This is a genomic window from Shewanella sp. 10N.286.52.A9 (assembly GCF_041468985.1).
Lineage (GTDB): Bacteria > Pseudomonadota > Gammaproteobacteria > Enterobacterales > Shewanellaceae > Shewanella > Shewanella japonica.
Map to the genome: position 1 here is coordinate 14,161 of NZ_JBFRJQ010000025.1, position 17,502 is coordinate 31,662.

At 39.9% G+C, this 17,502-nt stretch carries 12 protein-coding genes; 7 read left to right on the top strand and 5 right to left on the bottom strand.

From position 1 onward, the window contains the following. The first annotated feature begins 496 nt into the window (after window positions 1–496). Window positions 497–1,912, top strand: coding sequence for a DUF4397 domain-containing protein (locus tag AB4128_RS15815; RefSeq protein WP_372038245.1), 1,416 nt, complete (start codon window positions 497–499; stop codon window positions 1,910–1,912). A gap of 318 nt (window positions 1,913–2,230) precedes the next feature. Here the strand turns inward: AB4128_RS15815 and AB4128_RS15820 are convergent, their stop codons facing one another. Beyond that, window positions 2,231–2,410 (bottom strand): DUF6435 family protein, encoded by a 180-nt coding sequence (locus AB4128_RS15820; RefSeq protein WP_055024723.1) that lies wholly within the window; start codon window positions 2,408–2,410, stop codon window positions 2,231–2,233. Between the two features lie 558 nt (window positions 2,411–2,968). On the opposite strand from AB4128_RS15820, the gene AB4128_RS15825 reads away from it, so the two are divergent. Both AB4128_RS15825 and hrpA read left to right on the top strand, forming a co-directional pair. Further along, window positions 2,969–3,385, top strand: a complete 417-nt coding sequence (locus AB4128_RS15825) for a CBS domain-containing protein (RefSeq protein ID WP_055024722.1) — start codon at window positions 2,969–2,971, stop codon at window positions 3,383–3,385. 141 nt (window positions 3,386–3,526) lie between these two features. Further along, the gene (hrpA, locus tag AB4128_RS15830; RefSeq protein WP_372038247.1) at window positions 3,527–7,402 is read left to right on the top strand and encodes an ATP-dependent RNA helicase HrpA; all 3,876 of its coding nucleotides are present in this window, start codon (window positions 3,527–3,529) and stop codon (window positions 7,400–7,402) included. 590 nt (window positions 7,403–7,992) lie between these two features. Here hrpA and AB4128_RS15835 read toward each other — a convergent pair. Then, entirely contained in the window at window positions 7,993–8,442 is a 450-nt protein-coding gene (locus AB4128_RS15835) for a hypothetical protein (protein ID WP_055024720.1), read from the bottom strand. Between the two features lie 612 nt (window positions 8,443–9,054). On the opposite strand from AB4128_RS15835, the gene sigZ reads away from it, so the two are divergent. The 3 genes from sigZ to AB4128_RS15850 all read left to right on the top strand — a co-directional run bounded on the left by sigZ (window position 9,055) and on the right by AB4128_RS15850 (window position 12,638). Then, a complete protein-coding gene (sigZ, locus tag AB4128_RS15840; protein ID WP_372038249.1) occupies window positions 9,055–9,603 on the top strand; it encodes an RNA polymerase sigma factor SigZ in 549 nt (182 codons plus the stop codon). Between the two features lie 247 nt (window positions 9,604–9,850). Next, the gene (locus tag AB4128_RS15845) at window positions 9,851–11,302 is read left to right on the top strand and encodes a glutathione synthase (RefSeq protein ID WP_372038312.1); all 1,452 of its coding nucleotides are present in this window, start codon (window positions 9,851–9,853) and stop codon (window positions 11,300–11,302) included. Window positions 11,303–11,408: 106 nt separating this feature from the next. Then, window positions 11,409–12,638: a MalY/PatB family protein gene (locus AB4128_RS15850; RefSeq protein WP_231919236.1), complete on the top strand. Its 1,230-nt coding sequence runs from the start codon at window positions 11,409–11,411 to the stop codon at window positions 12,636–12,638. Between the two features lie 81 nt (window positions 12,639–12,719). On the opposite strand, the gene pta is transcribed toward AB4128_RS15850, so the two are convergent. Then, entirely contained in the window at window positions 12,720–14,864 is a 2,145-nt protein-coding gene (gene pta, locus AB4128_RS15855) for a phosphate acetyltransferase (RefSeq protein ID WP_372038251.1), read from the bottom strand. Between the two features lie 63 nt (window positions 14,865–14,927). After that, entirely contained in the window at window positions 14,928–16,127 is a 1,200-nt protein-coding gene (gene ackA, locus AB4128_RS15860) for an acetate kinase (RefSeq protein ID WP_065110606.1), read from the bottom strand. 175 nt (window positions 16,128–16,302) lie between these two features. Between ackA and yfbV the strand changes: the two genes are divergently transcribed. After that, on the top strand, window positions 16,303–16,746 hold the full coding sequence (gene yfbV, locus AB4128_RS15865) for a terminus macrodomain insulation protein YfbV (RefSeq protein ID WP_055024715.1): 444 nt from the start codon (window positions 16,303–16,305) through the stop codon (window positions 16,744–16,746). Window positions 16,747–16,764: 18 nt separating this feature from the next. Here the strand turns inward: yfbV and pflA are convergent, their stop codons facing one another. Further along, complete coding sequence (gene pflA, locus AB4128_RS15870; protein ID WP_119969429.1) at window positions 16,765–17,499, bottom strand: pyruvate formate lyase 1-activating protein; 735 nt, start codon at window positions 17,497–17,499, stop codon at window positions 16,765–16,767. Between the last annotated feature and the right edge of the window lie 3 nt (window positions 17,500–17,502).

Here is a 17,502-nt window from a genome sequence, read left to right on the forward strand (position 1 = left end):
GTTAGCAATGCTCGTAATATCCTTCTACTACCTCACCCACTACTCGCTTATGAGTGGTAGCAAAAGTGTGCCAAAAAACTTGAAACCTACTCTATTAAGCGGGTATCAATTGAGGATATGTGGGGTCAGTGTAAACTTTATTTGAGCCCCATAAATTTATTAATCCCAACAACCACTTTTAGACCTTTTGCACTAACAAACTTCTGTCCGTAAATGAGCTCGGTATGTTCTAAAGTAGTGGCCAGACTCCTTACTACTACAAATGTTCATTTTTAGATTTAATTACTTTCTATCAAACGCTTATGTTCCAAGGCTAATTAAAAACTTGATTCCTCTTGGTTAGGATTAATAAATAACCGCGCCGAATCCCTATTTACTTACTTATACTAAACCTCCACGCTTTTTCCTTAATGCTTACGAAAATTCACACTATTCAAAAGTATAATCAATGCATATTTACAATTTAGGTGCACATTTTCTTATGTTTAAGGGAAAAATGAAAAAAATATTATCCGCAACCTTATTTGTTGGAATATCGTTAACGTTAGCAGCGTGTGATTGGGAAACGATATTACTTGAGGAAAGTAGTGACTCTAGTTCAATGGGCTACTATCAATTTGTTAATTTAGTCGCGCAATCACCAGCCATTGAGATTATGGTTGAAGATGAGTCTATAGGTGAACTCGCGTTCGGTGATGCAAGCAGTATCGAACAAGTCAGTAATGACAGCTACGACTTAGAATTTAATCAAATTTTACCTAACTCCACGAATGACGAATTTACAAGTGGCGATAGTATTAGTGTATCCAAAAATAAAACGAGCACATATATTATTTATGGTGATACAGATGCGCCGTCATCGTTAACATTGACGACTGACATTTCGGATTTATACGATGAAGATTTTGATGAAGACTATGATGCAATCATTCAATTTATCAATCTATCGAACTCAGCCGCTGATATTGACGTTTACTGGTTAAACGAAGGTGAAGATTTATTAAATAAAGTCGCCGATTATACATTGGCATATGAAGCGTCAAGTGATGAAATAGAAATTGAATCAGGTAGTTACAAACTGGTACTGACTGAATCTGGCACAGATATCATTATTGCATCGACAGACGGCATAACGATAGCAGACGGGGATGCTCAAATATTTGCATTCACTAGCTATCAGATTGCTGGTTCAGACGATCAAGTCAATACCATCGTCAACATTGAATCTGATGGTGGCCGTAAACTCACCAATGAAGCACAAGCGGCAAACGTGCGCTTTTTACATGGTATTTCTGCGCCTGATTACTTAGACGTTTATCTTGATATTTATTTAACTGATGCCAATAACGATGACGAAGCTAGCTTAATCGCCATCGCCCTAGAATTTGGTACTTTGTCTGACTCAGTTGATATTGACATAGAAAATATTGATTCGGGTGATACTCGAAATTTTTACTTACTGGATAATACGACTGAAGATAAAATTGATACATTTAGTGTTGATATGCAACCAAGTAGTCGTACTCTTATCTTAACGTCTGGTGACACATCATCAGCTATTACTGTCAATGATAATGAAGAAGATCTGCGCGTTATAGATACTCATGCGAAAATTTTAGTTAGTCACAATATTAGCGACATAAAAAGTGATGCGATTGACGTTTTAATTTTAAATGAAGGCGCTAACCCTGATTCTTATTCTGCTCAAGTCGAACTAAGTTATATGAATAATGAAGATTATGAATTGGAAAGTGGTGATTACGATATTTATATCTACAACGCATCGACTAATGAGTTAATCATTGAAACATCATTACGCGGTATTGAAAAAGGTGATGTGATTAATTTAATTGCAACTGACTATACCTACGGTGGCACGCCTTACGAACTGCAAACACATATCAACAATTAAGCGTGAACGTGGTGTTTTTATGCTTTATTACTTTTTGAGTAAATAAGACCAGTAGCGAATCTGGATGGGGCTATCAACCCCATCTAGATCTAGCGTTAGCCTTGTTTGGTACTTAAATATGTAGCGGGGATAAATAAGTGACGACAGAATAAACGCCATTATTTTCTATCAAATGCTTATGTGCCAAGGTTTAACCTTTAACTCCTAACTCCTAACTCCTAACTTCTAGCTTCTTTTGTCTATTGGCGATAGGACATTAACTCATTTATTTTAGGTGCATTTTTTAGGTGCATTTTTGCCACCGAAAGCGCTGCCAAGTTACTCCTTTTTTAGCCGCTCTAGCTCTTGAATTTGTTTTACAATGTTTTCAGCTTCTGCGGTTATCATTGAATAAGATTTTATATCGCCATTTCTTTGTGCATACATGGCTTGTTCAAGTTTAGCTTCATAAGCTTTATTGAGTTTTTTGATGGGGTCTTGCTTGAATATAGAAAACATACCAATCACTTTTAAATAGCTTTTGTATTAGTACGTTTGTAAACAGGTTTTAGTTTTTATATTTTTCAATTAATTACTATGAAGAGTTTAACTGTTGGCTTTTTAATCAGTCCCCGTTGCTTGTGTCTTGCTGCTAATGTTCTGAATTCAGCGAGCATGCTGGTTTCACGCATGTCGAGCTTGAGCACTAACAGTACCAATATTAACGGCTGCTGATATGTTATTGGCCTTTATTTGATGCAGATGAATAACGGCTACAAATATGTAAGCGGTTATGACTCATCTTTATGAGGCAAGTCTGTTACTCATCACTCTTTTTTCCATCCCCTAAAACTCAGTTACGACAATCGAGTTATTCAATCAACGTATTTTGCTAAATTTGACTACACTAATATTAGTACAACTATTAGTACAATTATTAGTACGGTTATTAGCACGATAATTAAACCAAAGATGAGATGTCGTCGATACTGAAAATTTAGAGTATTGATTTTTAATGACTAAACATTAATCGTCGATTGAACACGAGCGCTGACGTTAAAATTAAAGGGGTAATATATGGATTCAATTCAAATTTCAGAATATATGGACCGCCAACCTGTGTTGTTAAAAGCCAATATGTCGTTAGCAACGGCTGTAGAGCATTTACTAACGAAGAATAAAGCAGGTGCCGCTGTGATTGATAATGACGGTCAGCTGGTGGGTTTTTTATCTCAACAGGATTGCTTATCTGTGATGCTAAAAAGCAGTTATCACTGCGATATGACAGAAACCGTTAAAGACTGCATGAAAACGGATGTACTGACAGCAACACCTGATGGCAGTATCTTACAGTTGGCTGAACAGATGTTAGGGGCAAAACCTAAAATTTATCCAGTAGTAGAAGGCAGTAAAGTTGTTGGTACGATTAATCGAACTGATGTGCTAAAGGCAATGAATATCTATATGCAGCAATGTTATTTAACGCCAGCCTAAGTTGCCAGCAAAGCTGTTTATCAAAGAGAATTTTGGCCTGAGTCAACGAGGGCTTTTTGTTTTGATTCCTTTAAACTAATACCATTCAGTCTAGTTCCTTGCTAGGATCGCAGTTTTTGAAATACTTGCTAGGAATTAGATTTGAATTCGGACCAACACCCGCTCTCTAAAGCATACCTAAACTCTTGTTATCAAACCGATGCGGCAAGAATTCGTCGTCGTTTGTATCAATTAAACAAAGAGCCGCAGTCTGAAAAGAAAGTTCAAGTCTTAGCCAAGTTAGCTGAACAAGCCACTCAAGCCTATGAAAAGGCTCAACTAAGGCTAAAAAATAGCCCTAAAGTCACTTATCCAGATGCCTTACCTGTCTCTCAAAAACGCGATGACATAGCCTCAGCTATTGCGAATAACCAGGTCGTCATTGTTGCGGGTGAAACAGGATCTGGTAAAACAACCCAGCTACCCAAGATATGTTTAGAGCTAGGCCTTGGTACACGTGGTTTAATTGGCCACACTCAACCAAGGCGTCTTGCAGCAAGAAGCGTTGCTAATCGCGTTGCTGAAGAAATTAACAGCCCGCTAGGCGAGGTTGTTGGTTTTAAAGTGCGTTTTGCAGATGCCATAAGTCCAGACAGTTACGTTAAATTAATGACTGATGGTATTTTACTGGCAGAATTAACCTCTGATAAATTTTTAAATCAATACGATGCCATCATTATTGATGAGGCGCATGAGCGTAGCCTAAACATTGATTTCATCTTAGGTTACCTCAAGCAGGTGCTGAAAAAGCGACCTGATTTAAAAGTGATCATTACTTCGGCAACCATTGATGTTGAGCGATTCTCTAAGCATTTTAATAATGCGCCAGTCATTGAAGTATCGGGTCGAACCTTCCCTGTAGAAACGCGTTATCGACCATTAGTCCGTGATACCGATGCAGACTTAGATGTGAGTGATGGTATTTTCTCCGCTGTTGATGAGCTAATGGCTGAAGGGCCTGGCGATATTTTGATTTTCATGAATGGCGAACGTGAAATTCGTGATACCGCAGAAATGCTTCGCAAGCAAAAGTACCGTGATACAGAAGTGCTGCCTTTGTACGCGCGTCTATCATATGGCGAACAATCTAAAGTCTTCAAAAGTCATATCGGTCGTCGCATTGTGTTAGCAACCAATGTGGCCGAGACGTCATTAACTGTACCTGGGATCCGCTATGTGATTGACCCAGGTACCGCTCGAATTAGCCGTTATAGTTACCGTACTAAAGTACAACGTTTGCCGATTGAACCTATTTCTCAAGCCAGCGCAAATCAGCGTCAAGGCCGCTGTGGACGTGTCGGTCCAGGTATTTGTATTCGTTTATATGATGAAACTGATTTTATTCAGCGTCCTGAGTTTACCGATCCTGAAATCTTACGTACCAATCTTGCCTCGGTAATTTTGCAGATGTTAGCCATTGGGCTAGGCGATATTGCGGGTTTCCCATTTATACAGCCTCCTGAGCAAAAACATATTCGCGATGGCTTCTTACTGCTAGAAGAGCTGCAAGCCGTTAAACAAAAACGTAAAGAGTTAGTGCTGACCAACCTTGGGCGTAACTTAGCAAAAATCCCACTCGATCCTCGTCTTGCTCGTATGGTACTTGAAGCGAAAGATATGAGTTGTTTGCATGAAGTCATGGTTATTGCTTCAGGTTTATCTATTCAAGATCCTCGTGAAAGACCGATTGAAAAAAAACAAGCTGCAGATGAGTGCCATCGTCGCTATGCCGATAAAGACTCTGATTTTGTTAGCTGGGTTAATTTATGGAATTACTTAAAAGATCAAAAAAGCGAATTGTCAGCAAGCCAGTTCAGAAAGCAATGTCGTGAAGAATACTTAGCGTATTTGCGTGTACGTGAGTGGCAAGATTTATATACCCAGATTAAACAAGCGGTACACGATTTAAAATGGCGTTTAAATGACACACCAGCCAGTTACGATAATTTACATAAAGCGTTGTTATCAGGCTTGTTAAGCCACATTGGTTTTAAAGATGCGAATAATGAATATCTTGGTGCCCGCAACCGTAAGTTTTTTGTATTTCCTGGCTCGCCTTTAGCGAAAAAAGGCCCGAAATGGATAATGGCGGCTGAGCTCACTGAAACTTCTCGTTTATTTGCCAGATGCTGCGCCAAAATTCAACCAGAGTGGTTAGAGCCTTTAGCTGCTCATTTGATTAAGAAAAATCATCTAGAGCCACATTTTGAAGCGAAGCCTGCCAGTGTCATCGCATTTGAAAATCAGGTGCTATATGGCCTAACAGTGGTTAATCGCCGTAGAGTGCAATATGGGCCTATTGATCCTGTTGAAGCTCGTGAAATCTTTATTCGCAGCGCGTTAGCTGAAGGGCAGTTACACACAAAAGAGCCTTTCTTTATTAAAAATCAGCAACTGCTGAATGATATTGAATCGTTAGAACATAAATCTCGACGCCGTGATATTTTAGTGGATGAGCAGGTGCTGGTGGACTTTTATGATCCGCTTATTCCGCAAGGTATTTATAATGCGCCACTATTCTTTAAATGGTGGAAACAGGCACGTAAAGAAACGCCAGAGCTACTGGACTTTAATCAAGACTTATTGATGCAGCGAAGTGCAGATCATATTTCAGCGTTAGATTTCCCTGAAGTATGGCAAAAAGCTAACTTGGGTTTACAAGTGAGTTATCACTTCGAACCTGCCGCTGTTGATGATGGGGTGTCGGTGCACATTCCTGTGGCGTTGATAAACCAAGTTGATACTGAAGATTTTGATTGGTTAGTACCAGGACTTCGTGAAGAAAAAGTCGTGGCGCTGATTAAGTCATTGCCTAAAAATCTTCGCCGTAATTTTGTGCCTGCGCCAGATTATGCTCGCGCCTGTGTACAAGCTATGGAGCCTTTTTCAATGCCGCTGCTTGATGCAATGTGTAAGCAGTTACTTCGCATGACAGGTACACGTATAAGTGGTGATGATTTTGACTTAACTCAGTTAAGTGCTCATTTAACAATTAACTTTAAAATTGAAGATGATAAGCACCGCCTAGTGGATCAGGGGCGTGATTTAGATTCTTTAAAAGATAAGTTGCAAGGTGTGGTGGCAAAAGCCATTCGTAATGTGGCGGAAGAGGGAATTGAAAAGAAAGACATCACAACATGGTCATTTGGGGATTTACCAAAGCAATATCAAAAACGTAAAGGTAATTACGAAGTTAAAGCTTATCCAGCGTTAATTGATGAGAAAGATCAAGTCTCTATTAAATTGTTTGATGATGAATTTGAGGCCGAGCGTCAGCACCGAGCAGGTTTACGTCGTTTATTGCTCATTAATATTCCTTCGCCTGTTAAGCATCTTCAAAAAGCCCTGCCAAATAAAGCAAAATTGGCGATGTACTTTAATCCATTTGGTCAAGTTCAATTATTAATTGACGATATTATTTCTGCATCAGTTCAACAACTGTTGGATGAGAAAAAGTTAGATGTGCGTAATGAGGCGCAATTTGAGCAAGCTAAAGATTGGGTGAGGCAGGAGTTAAATGATTATGCTGAGCAAATCTCGTTGCAAGTTGAGCAAATTCTGACGATATATCAACGTATTAAAAAGCGCTTAAAAGGTAAAATCAGTTTAGATATTGCTTTTGCGATGAGTGATATTAATACCCAGTTAGATAAATTGGTGTTTAAAGGTTTTGTTGAGCACTGTGGCTGGAGTCGCCTTACTGATGTGGCGAGGTATTTAAAAGCGATTGAAAACCGTTTGGATAAATTACCGGTTGATCCGACTCGTGATCGGCTTCATATGCAGAGTATTAGTAAAGTACAAGACTTGTTAAATGCGCAATTAGCCAAAGTGCCTAAAACTCAGCCTGTACCTGAAGTATTAGTTGAAGCACGTTGGATGATCGAAGAATTCCGTGTTTCATGTTTTGCGCAAGTCTTAGGTACAGCGTATCCCATTTCTGAAAAACGCATTGCGGTACAAATCAGTCAAGTGTAATACTTGTCATGCGTGATTAAGCTGTTAAACGCCCAGTACAATTCGTATTGGGCGTTTTTGTATATAGCTTTATTCTTTCATCGTGTTTATCTGGTATTGGTTGAAAAGTAGCAAGTGTTAAAGCATATTGTGTCGATTGTTACTTTAAATTAGCGAAAAACACTGAAAGCGTGATCCGTTATGTAACACTTTCAGTTTTACCTATCAAAAAAGCCACTTTAAATGAGTATTTTACAAAACGAACATACATTTCTGAAAGTTTTTCGTAATTTTTGTAGGATTGGTGGTGTTAGATTGCTATAATCCGTTTCAAGAAGTAAAGATGGCTACAGCTTCTCTGTAAAGGTAAATGTCACCCCCTATATAATAGACATGCCTTACCCCCTACAAAACGGCCTAAGATTGATAGGAGTTACTATGGAAGTTCATGAATACGAAAACGCTTATTATCAAGTAAAAGATGACGTTCTAGAGTCACTACCTACTGAAGAAGAATAAGCTGATTGAACTAATATTATTAGCTCTTTCACAAGCATAAAAAAAACAGCCTAGGCTGTTTTTTTTATGCTTGTGAATCTGAAGATAAGAAATTATCCTTCAATTCGGCCTTTTTCTGTTAGCACTTCCACAATAATCCAACTCTTACCATTTTTGACTAACTTGATTGTGCGGTCATCGACCCATGGGCTACCACCACGTAAACCTTCCATTTTCACTTTAACATCAACTTCATCAGTAAATTTACGGAAAAAGTCGATATCAATATCATCAATTGACATGTTCACATCTGTCATTGAAAGCCCAAGTACATGACGCTGGACTGCCGATGCAATATGGTAATGAGACATGATGTCTTTGAGTTCTTGATTGACAAACACTTTCGCTTTATTGACATCTTTATCAACATATATAGCACGGAAAAAACCTAAAGAAACTTCTTCAGGTGACAATGCTTTTTCAAGGCGACCTTGTTGTCTTTCTTCAGAGGGTGTACACGCAGCGAAGAAAAATAGGCTAATAAGAACAAAAATTTTATGCATATTAATCAGGAATTATTGTTATGTAGTATTAGTATCGCTATTTCAATGCGACGATACAAGTTACCTATGATCAAAGCATTAAAATTGAATAAATTCTTGACTCATCAATCAACACATGTCATACCTTAAGTAACTTCAATATACACCTGTGGTAACAACTCGGTGTATAACTTAATGTTATCCACAGAATCTGTGGACAACTATGTTGAATACTATTAGCCTTAGTTGCAAGGTTATGAAATTCAACATTTTTTAACGCTGGTTAAAAAATAACACCTCAATTTTTCCTGTGCTAAACTATTCATTTTATCCCCTAAAATATGTTTCTTTATGCAATTTATTGCTTGCTATTTAAAAATATTTCGCTCAAGAAACGTTAGATTAAGCAAAATTAATCAATTTCAAATAGCACTGTTTTTGGCTTGATGTAATTAACAAAATAGATCGCAGAACCGTCAGAAAACCGATTTCTCGGCTATTGATTATCGCTAAGATAAACATATAAACGAGATTTAACACTTACAAAAAAATGAATGATATTTGCGTCTTTTTATTCTTTATTGCGTCTAGGGTATTGAGTAACGTTTTTTATCGAGTTGAGATTAACTTTATATGATATCTGAATGGCAAAACCATAAAACACAGCTACGAGGTTATGTAAGTCAACGCATTGATGACGACAGTGCGGTTGATGATATTTTGCAAGAGGTTTACATCAAAGCCAGTGGTAATTTACATCAGTTAAAATCCAGAGGCAGCCTCAAAAGCTGGTTATATCGTATTGCACATAATACGATTATGGACTTTTATCGAGAGCGGCAACAATTTGAATCTTTGCCAGATGATTTAATGGCTGAAGAGCTCGATACAGGTAAAGAAGCAAGAGAGGAGCTCGCCCAATGTTTAGGGCCTTTAATTGACGAGTTGCCAGAAAAATATGCTAAGCCATTGCGCCTCGCTGAGCTTGAGGGGGTTTCTCAACAAAGGATTGCAGAACAACTTGGTTTATCTTTATCTGGAGCGAAGAGTCGAATCCAAAGAGGCCGAGTTAAATTTAGGCAACAAATGATGGCATGTTGTGACTTCGAAGTCGGCCAAGGCGGGATTACGGGCTACACCCCCAAAGACGCAAAGCACAGAAAAAAATGTAAATCACCATAATGGGTTTACTGATAACACCTTGAATCGTATTGACTCATTTATCAGGACTTCGTCTTAACTGACATAGAGAGCCCTAACTGCCTCATCTAGCGTTCGGAAACGTTACTCCCGTATTCCAACATGCTCCTTTTTAACATCACGTGGCTAATACTCGTGTAGGAGCTTTATTGCTTTTTTAGGAGAAACTATGAAGTCACTGTTCCAGCCAAGAGCATTAACGCAATCAAAGCCAACAATTTCTCAGCAAATGCTAAATGAAGCCAGTGAATGGGCGATTATGCATGGGGTGGCATTTCGCCGAGATGATAATACTGCAAGGCACTGTCCGTTTAGTATTGCGCCGATGACAATGCAGCGGCCCGTGTTTGAGCACTTAACCAAAGTCACTCCACTATTGACTAAGTTAATCGATAGGGTCTCTGAAGATCATGATTTCTTGCAAACACAACTTGCGGATGTGGCTAAAGCCGATCCTTTTTTTGAGCGGTTACTGTCTTTGCATCATCAAGTGCATGGCAGTAAAAATCAACGTTTAACGCCAGCACGTAAACCCCTACTACTTATGCGAACGGACTATATGGATGATCGTGAGCATGGCGCCAAAGTGATAGAGTTTAATGGCATTGCTGCAGGTATGGCACCATTTGGGCAACGTGCTACAGAGCTACATGATTTCTTACGCCTGCAATGGCCACAAGAATTTGAGGGCTTTTTAGAGCATAAGCAATCAGTTAGCGCTGACAATAAAGGCCTGACACAACTTGCCTCTGGTATTGCCCAAGCAGCTCAAAAAGTTGCTGCTGATTTTGCTGTTAAGTTCAGCGGAGGAAATGCACAAACTCAAACAGTACCGACTTTTTTAATGGTTGTGCAAGAAAATGAAGATAATGTTTATGATCAACATCTATTGGAAGTGGCATTACAGCAACGTGGTATTCGCACTGTAAGAAGGACGTTTGAGCAGTTAAGTTCGCAACTTTCTACAGGAGATCATCAGCGCTTAATTCTAGAGGGCATTGGCGGGATTGATGTTGTTTATCTTAGAGCGGGTTACCAATATGCCGACTATTACTCGCCACAACGAGATGAAGCCATTTGTTGTGAAGCATTAAGTCAAACAAGATTGTTCATTGAACAGCATCATGTCGCAGTGAATGCGACTTTCAGTCAACAGCTAGCTACCAGTAAAACGGTGCAAATGCTGTTGACCATAATGCCTGCTGAAGCTTATTCACGCTGGGGCCTGACATTAGAGGAAGCTCACTTAGTAAAAAGTGTTTTAGCAGAGATGAAACCGATTAATACAGACACCATTAATTGGTTTAATCGTCATCCAAATAAACAAGAGTGGGTGCTAAAAAATCAAGGAGAAGGTGGGGGACATTGTGTATTCGGTAAAGATATTAGTGCTAAATTAAATTCTCTGACACTGAAAGAGTACGATGCTTGGGCGTTAATGCAGCGTTTGTTTCCTCATGAACGAGAAGTCGCTACCATTGCCGTGCGAGATAGTGAACAAACGTGGGTGAACGATCTTGTCAGTGAAATAGGCTTATTTACGGCATATTTTGACGGACAACCCGTGACAGCGTTAAATGGGTATGCGGGATACCTTATTCGCAGTAAACCAGCTAGTGAAAATGAAGGCGGAATACACAGTGGTCAAGGGATATTAGACTCATTGGTTTTAGTGGATTGAGTCTAAATAATCTCAATATTTAGAATTATTTTGCATCCTTATTGAGTTTTTTACGTCTTAAAGGCAATGAAGTAAAAACAACTTAATATTCCAAAGAGATACAGAAATGATCAAACCTTTTAAAAACAGTAAGAATATCGTCAATAGCCAAGTGTTTACCCCAAGTCCTGAGCGCCAAGATATTAGTGACAAATTTATTAAGCACGACAGCAATATGCTCAATCAAATTTATGGTACTACTGATGTAAAACCATATTGGATTGCTGATATGGACTTCCCGATAGCTTCGCCAATCACTCAAGCAATGCAGCAATTAGTTAGTCGTGAGACTTATTCTTATGAGTTTGACTCTACAACCGTGTTCGAATCCATTTCCGCTTGGAATAAAGACCGTCATAACCTTGAATTAACTCCTGAACACTTTGTTCAAGTACCAGGTGTGCTGAGTGCGATTGCTATGTTAATTCGAGACTTTACTCAAGAAGGTGAAGGGGTGTTAATACAAACTCCTGTCTATCATCAATTTCGTAGGTTGATTGAGTCGGCTGGACGCACAGTTGTAGATAACACGCTTAAGATTGAGAACGGGCGATATGTTTTTGATTTTAATGATTTTGAACAGAAGTTAAGTCGCGGTAATGTGGGGATGGTGCTGTTATGCAATCCACATAACCCAGTCGGACGAGTATGGAGCAAGTCAGAATTACAGCAGTTAACGACGATTGCCAAAAAATATCATGTGCTGATTGTGAGTGATGAAGTCCATGCAGATATTGTATTTGAAGGTTCACAATTTACGAGTATGGCCTCATTAGCCTATGAAAATAGCTTAACAATTATTGGTTCACCCGCTAAAAACTTTGGCTTAAATAGTATTTCCAACGGATATATTTATAGTGATAATCCGTCGTTACGTGAAATAATTAAAGCAACATCAGCTTCAATGTCTCTTGATCATGGCAATGCGTTTACCACCCACGCGACGATTGCAGCTTATCAGCATGGCAAGGATTGGTTTGATGCTTTTCTTACTTATACACAAACGACCCGTAATTGGATTGTTGATTTTATGGCCACAGAGCTGCCGCAAGTTATCACCTTTGTGCCAGAAGGCACTAACCAGATTTGGTTCGATTTTACCGGGTTAAATCTAACTGCTGAGCAATTAAAAGCGTTATTGACTAAACAAGCTAAAATGGCACTAACCCCTGGCACTTGGTTTGGTGAAAAGGATGAAAACTTTTATCGAATGAATTTTGCCTCGCCATTAGAGCAAGTACAGGCTTCATTTGAGCAGCTTAAAAAAGGTATAGCAGATAGTAAACCTGCTAAATGATTAAAACCTAAAGAGTTAATCTACAAAAAAAGCACTGCCTAAGCAGTGCTTTTTTTGTTTAAGCATTAACACAATCTGTGTTTACTGCTCATTCTGCGCCGCTTGTATAGCTGTTAAAGCAATGGTGTAGACAATATCATCAACGAGAGCGCCACGAGATAAATCGTTGACTGGCTTGCGCATACCTTGAAGCATTGGGCCAATACTGATTAAGTCTGCACTACGTTGAACTGCTTTATATGTCGTGTTACCTGTGTTCAAGTCTGGGAATACGAATACTGTCGCTTTACCGGCAACAGGGCTATCTGGTGCTTTAGAGCGTGCTACATTTTCCATGACTGCAGCATCGTATTGCAGTGGTCCATCAATCACCAGATCTGGGCGTTTTTCTTTGGCGATTTTGGTCGCTTCACGCACTTTATCAACATCGGAACCTGTACCAGATGTACCTGTTGAGTAACTGATCATAGCGACACGAGGCTCGATACCAAAAGCTGCAGCAGATTCAGCTGATTGAATGGCAATATCTGCCAATTGTTCAGGATTTGGATCTGGGTTAATCGCACAATCACCGTAGACTAAAACCTGATCTGGCATCAACATAAAGAAGATAGAAGATACTAAGCTTGACCCTGGCGCTGTCTTAATTAACTGCAGTGGAGGACGAATGGTGTTAGCTGTTGTATTGACTGCACCAGATACAATGCCATCAACTTCATCTTGAGCAAGCATCATGGTACCTAATACCATATTGTCTTCAAGTTGCTCTTTAGCTACGACTTCAGTCAGCCCTTTGTGGCGACGTAAATCTAGCATGCCTTCAACATAGCGCTCACGAGCTTGCAGAGGATCAATAATTTGAACACCTTCGCCCAATACCACATCTTGTGATGAAGCAATACGCAGAATTTCTTCTTCGTTGCCTAAGAGTACGCAGCGAGCAATACCACGTTCAGCACAAATGGCGGCAGCTTTAATGGTTCTTGGCTCTTCACCTTCAGGCAGTACGATGGTTTTCTTAGCAGCACGAGCAAGTTCAGTTAATTTGTATCTAAATGCTGGTGGCGATAAACGATGCTCACGAGGTGAGTTTTGCGTTACGCTTTCAATCCAGCTTTGATCGATATGACTGGCGACATACTCTTGTACTCGGTCAATTCGTACAGCATCATCAACAGGGACTTCATGGTCAAAACGTTGAATATTTAACGAGGTTTGCCATGTATTTGTATTAATCAAAAATACTGGCAAGCCTGTTTCAAAAGCACGTTCACACAGTGCCATGATTTCAGGTTCTGGCTCGTATCCACCCGTCAGCAATAGGGCACCAATCTTGACCCCATTCATTGCCGCTAAACAAGCAGACACAATCACATCAGAGCGATCGCCCGATGTCACTAGCAATGAGTTGGTTCGGATATGAGTAACCATGTTAGGAATACTGCGGGCACAGAAAGTGACTTTACGTAAGCGTCGCGTATTCATTTCACCAGCATTAATGATTTTAGCATTGAGGTGTTTTGCTAAATCAGAAGCTCGAGGTGAAACAAGGTCTAAGTTATATGGCACACTACCTAAGATGCGCAGCGGGCTTTTACCCGGTAGCTGGAACATTGCTGAGGTATCAGTTGTTGATACTTCTGCATGGTCAAAGACTTCAGATAAATCAGGGCGTGCACGACCTTCATCGTCCACTGGAGCGCCAATTTTATTGATGATTGAGCCAATAAGACGTTTGTTTTTAATGCCGCCCCAAGAATTATAAGCAATCTCTAGGCGATTCATTAAGCCATTGGGTGTGTCATTTCCTGGTGTTGCAATGAAAATCACATCAGCATCTAATGCTTTAGCAATTTCAAAGTTAATGTCATCAGAAAATGGGTGATTACGAGTTGGTACTAGACCTTCAATCACGATCGTTTCGGTATTGTCGGCACATTCGCTGGCTCGAGCAATAATTTGCTCCATAAGCACATCGATTTGTTCTGAACGAATTAAGTTTTCAGCATGTTCCATAGTGAATGGTTCAAGCGGATTAACAGTCGGCGAATGACTTAAAATAGTGGTTGAACGTTCAGGACCATTGTCGCCATTACGGATTTGTGCAATTGGCTTGAAGAATTGAACTTTAACACCTTTGCGCTCTAGCGCACGAACCATCCCAAGGCTTAGCGACGTTAGACCTACACCTGTACCAATCGGGATTAACATAATATTACGAGACATATTTACCTCTAAACTGAGCGTGAATAAAGCCTGAGTTAACAGGCTTTATGTCGGGCAAGGGGATTAAGCGCTAATGAGTTTGATAGCGTCTTCTGCGATGACCCACTCTTCGTTAGTCGGGATAACCATTGCCACAGTGCTGTTTTCTTCGGTAATGATGCCATCTTTACCAAAACGCGCGGCTAGGTTTTTCTCTTCGTTTACTTTGAAATTAAAGATAGCCAGCATTTCAAGCACTTTTGCTCGGATAATATCTGAGTTTTCACCGATACCACCAGTAAATACAACGGCATCTAAACGGCCTAATGGCACAGTGTAAGAGGCAATGTATTTCGCTAAACGGTAGCAGAAAATTTCCAGTGCTAAGGTTGCGCCTTTATGGCCATCTTTGTAACCGTCTTCAATGCCACGACAATCGTTGGTTAACTCAGAAATACCTAATAAGCCGCTTTGCTTATTCAATAAGTTATTGACTTCATCAATGGTATAACCAAGTTGGTTAACTAAATGGTAAATGATTGATGGGTCCATATCTCCGCAACGTGTGCCCATAACTAAACCTTCTAGTGGTGTTAATCCCATTGAAGTGTCGACACTTTTGCCGCCTTTTATGGCTGTAACTGAAGCGCCGTTACCTAAATGTGCAACAATCACATTCGTATCAGTGGTGTCTTTATTTAACACTTTTGCAGCTTCACGGCTTACAAATAAGTGGCTGGTGCCATGCATGCCGTAGCGGCGAATACCATGTTCACGATACAACTTATAAGGAAGGGCATAGATATAAGCTTGCTCAGGCATGGTTTGGTGGAATGCGGTATCAAAAACAGCGACTTGTGGCAGAGCAGGGAATGAAGCCATAGCAGCTCGGATACCAATTAAATGCGCTGGGTTATGAAGTGGCGCTAGTGAAGCACAATCTTCAATACCACTGATCACATCTTCATTAATGATCACTGAGCGAGAATATTTTTCGCCACCATGAACGATACGATGACCGATAGCTTGAATTTGAGCTGCAAGCTCTGGCTGATCAGCAAGGATATTATTAACGATAAATTCAACTGCTTCACGGTGAGCAGTAAATGCGCCCAATTTAGCTTCATTTTTAGCGCCGTTAACTTTCCACTTTATGCGTGAATCTTCTAAACCGAAGCATTCAGCAAGTCCTGATATGTGATCATCACCTGAAACAGCATCAATAACAGCAAATTTTAAAGAAGAGCTACCGCAGTTGAGTACCAGTACGAGTTTTTCTGACATGTTGAGACCTTATTAGTCTGATCGAGCAAAATTAAAATTGATGTGAAATGTGTTATTTCAACTATCAATCATAGTTAATGATTTACTAAACAGCCGATAAATTTACCGTAAATTTGGGGCTCAATATCGCTGTGTGCTATGGTGCATATTTATTTCTAACTTGTAGGGCATACCGTTGAACGTAAACGTGTTCAAAATCATAGGTGACGGTCGACGTTACATGAAGACGTGGCCTATGGTTCGGCAACTTGGGTTTTATTTCCCTGAATATCGTGTTGTCAGAGCAACCCATCTTGGCATTTTATTGATGCCGTTATTTGCTATCTTGGCTGCTTGTAGCCAAGTGTATGTTAATGGCTGGGCGTTTTTACCCCAAGCTATTGCCTTAATGCTATTTTTTATCAGTTTGCCTATCCAAGGTTTACTCTGGCTGGGCTGGCGTGCTCGTCATCCTTTGCCGATAACCTTATTTGATTGGACAAATCAGTTAACCGCCAAAATGAGTTCAATGGGCATATCTTGCCAACCCCTTGGGGCTAAAGCGTGTTATTTAGATATGGCGCTGATACTCAAAATGGCATTTGAACGTTTAGATAAAAGTTATTGGGAGCAACTGTAAGTTTTTGCTCGCCAACGATTAATAATCTGCTTTAATTCCACGCTCAGTAAAGACAGCTTTTATGGCTTCCATAGTCTCTTTGCTGGGTGGCTTAATGTCTGTTAACGAATAGCTTTCACCAAATGCTTCCCACTTGTGCGTGCCAAGTTGGTGATAAGGCAATAATTCTACTTTTTCAACATTTTCCATAGGCTGTATGAAGTCTGCCAAAGCTTTCGCTGAGTCAATATCCTCAGTAAAACCATCAACTACTACATATCTCACCCAGGTTTTTTGATTGCGCTTCGCTAAATGTTTTGCAAACTGTAATGTTCGTTGATTACTCACCTTGGTTAAATCGATGTGCTTAGCATCATCCATTTGTTTTATATCAAGTAACACTAAGTCGGTATTGTCGAGTAATTCATCAATGACGGGCGTGTATTTACGCACAAAACCATTGGTATCAAGACAGGTATGCAGATCATTAGCTTTGCATGCTTTGAAAAGTTCGTTAACGAATTCAGCTTGAAGGATAGCTTCACCACCAGTGGCAGTTACTCCACCAGATTGTAGGAAAGGTTTGTAACTAATGATTTGGCTCATTAGTTCATCAACAGTGACTTCTTTGCCGCCGTCTAAATCCCACGTATCGCGATTGTGGCAGTATTGGCATTTCATTAGGCAGCCTTGCATAAAGGCGACATAACGAATGCCTGGACCATCAACGGTACCAAATGATTCTATAGAGTGGATACGACCTGTGGTCATGATGTC

Excerpts from the sequence above, each read along its gene's own strand:
- AB4128_RS15815 (WP_372038245.1), top strand. The coding sequence starts at position 497 with ATGAAAAAAATATTATCCGCAACCTTATTTGTTGGAATATCGTTAACG.
- AB4128_RS15820 (WP_055024723.1), bottom strand. The coding sequence starts at position 2,410 with ATGTTTTCTATATTCAAGCAAGACCCCATCAAAAAACTCAATAAAGCT.
- AB4128_RS15825 (WP_055024722.1), top strand. The coding sequence starts at position 2,969 with ATGGATTCAATTCAAATTTCAGAATATATGGACCGCCAACCTGTGTTG.
- AB4128_RS15835 (WP_055024720.1), bottom strand. The coding sequence starts at position 8,442 with ATGCATAAAATTTTTGTTCTTATTAGCCTATTTTTCTTCGCTGCGTGT.
- sigZ (WP_372038249.1), top strand. The coding sequence starts at position 9,055 with ATGATATCTGAATGGCAAAACCATAAAACACAGCTACGAGGTTATGTA.
- AB4128_RS15845 (WP_372038312.1), top strand. The coding sequence starts at position 9,851 with ATGCTAAATGAAGCCAGTGAATGGGCGATTATGCATGGGGTGGCATTT.
- AB4128_RS15850 (WP_231919236.1), top strand. The coding sequence starts at position 11,409 with ATGATCAAACCTTTTAAAAACAGTAAGAATATCGTCAATAGCCAAGTG.
- pta (WP_372038251.1), bottom strand. The coding sequence starts at position 14,864 with ATGTCTCGTAATATTATGTTAATCCCGATTGGTACAGGTGTAGGTCTA.
- ackA (WP_065110606.1), bottom strand. The coding sequence starts at position 16,127 with ATGTCAGAAAAACTCGTACTGGTACTCAACTGCGGTAGCTCTTCTTTA.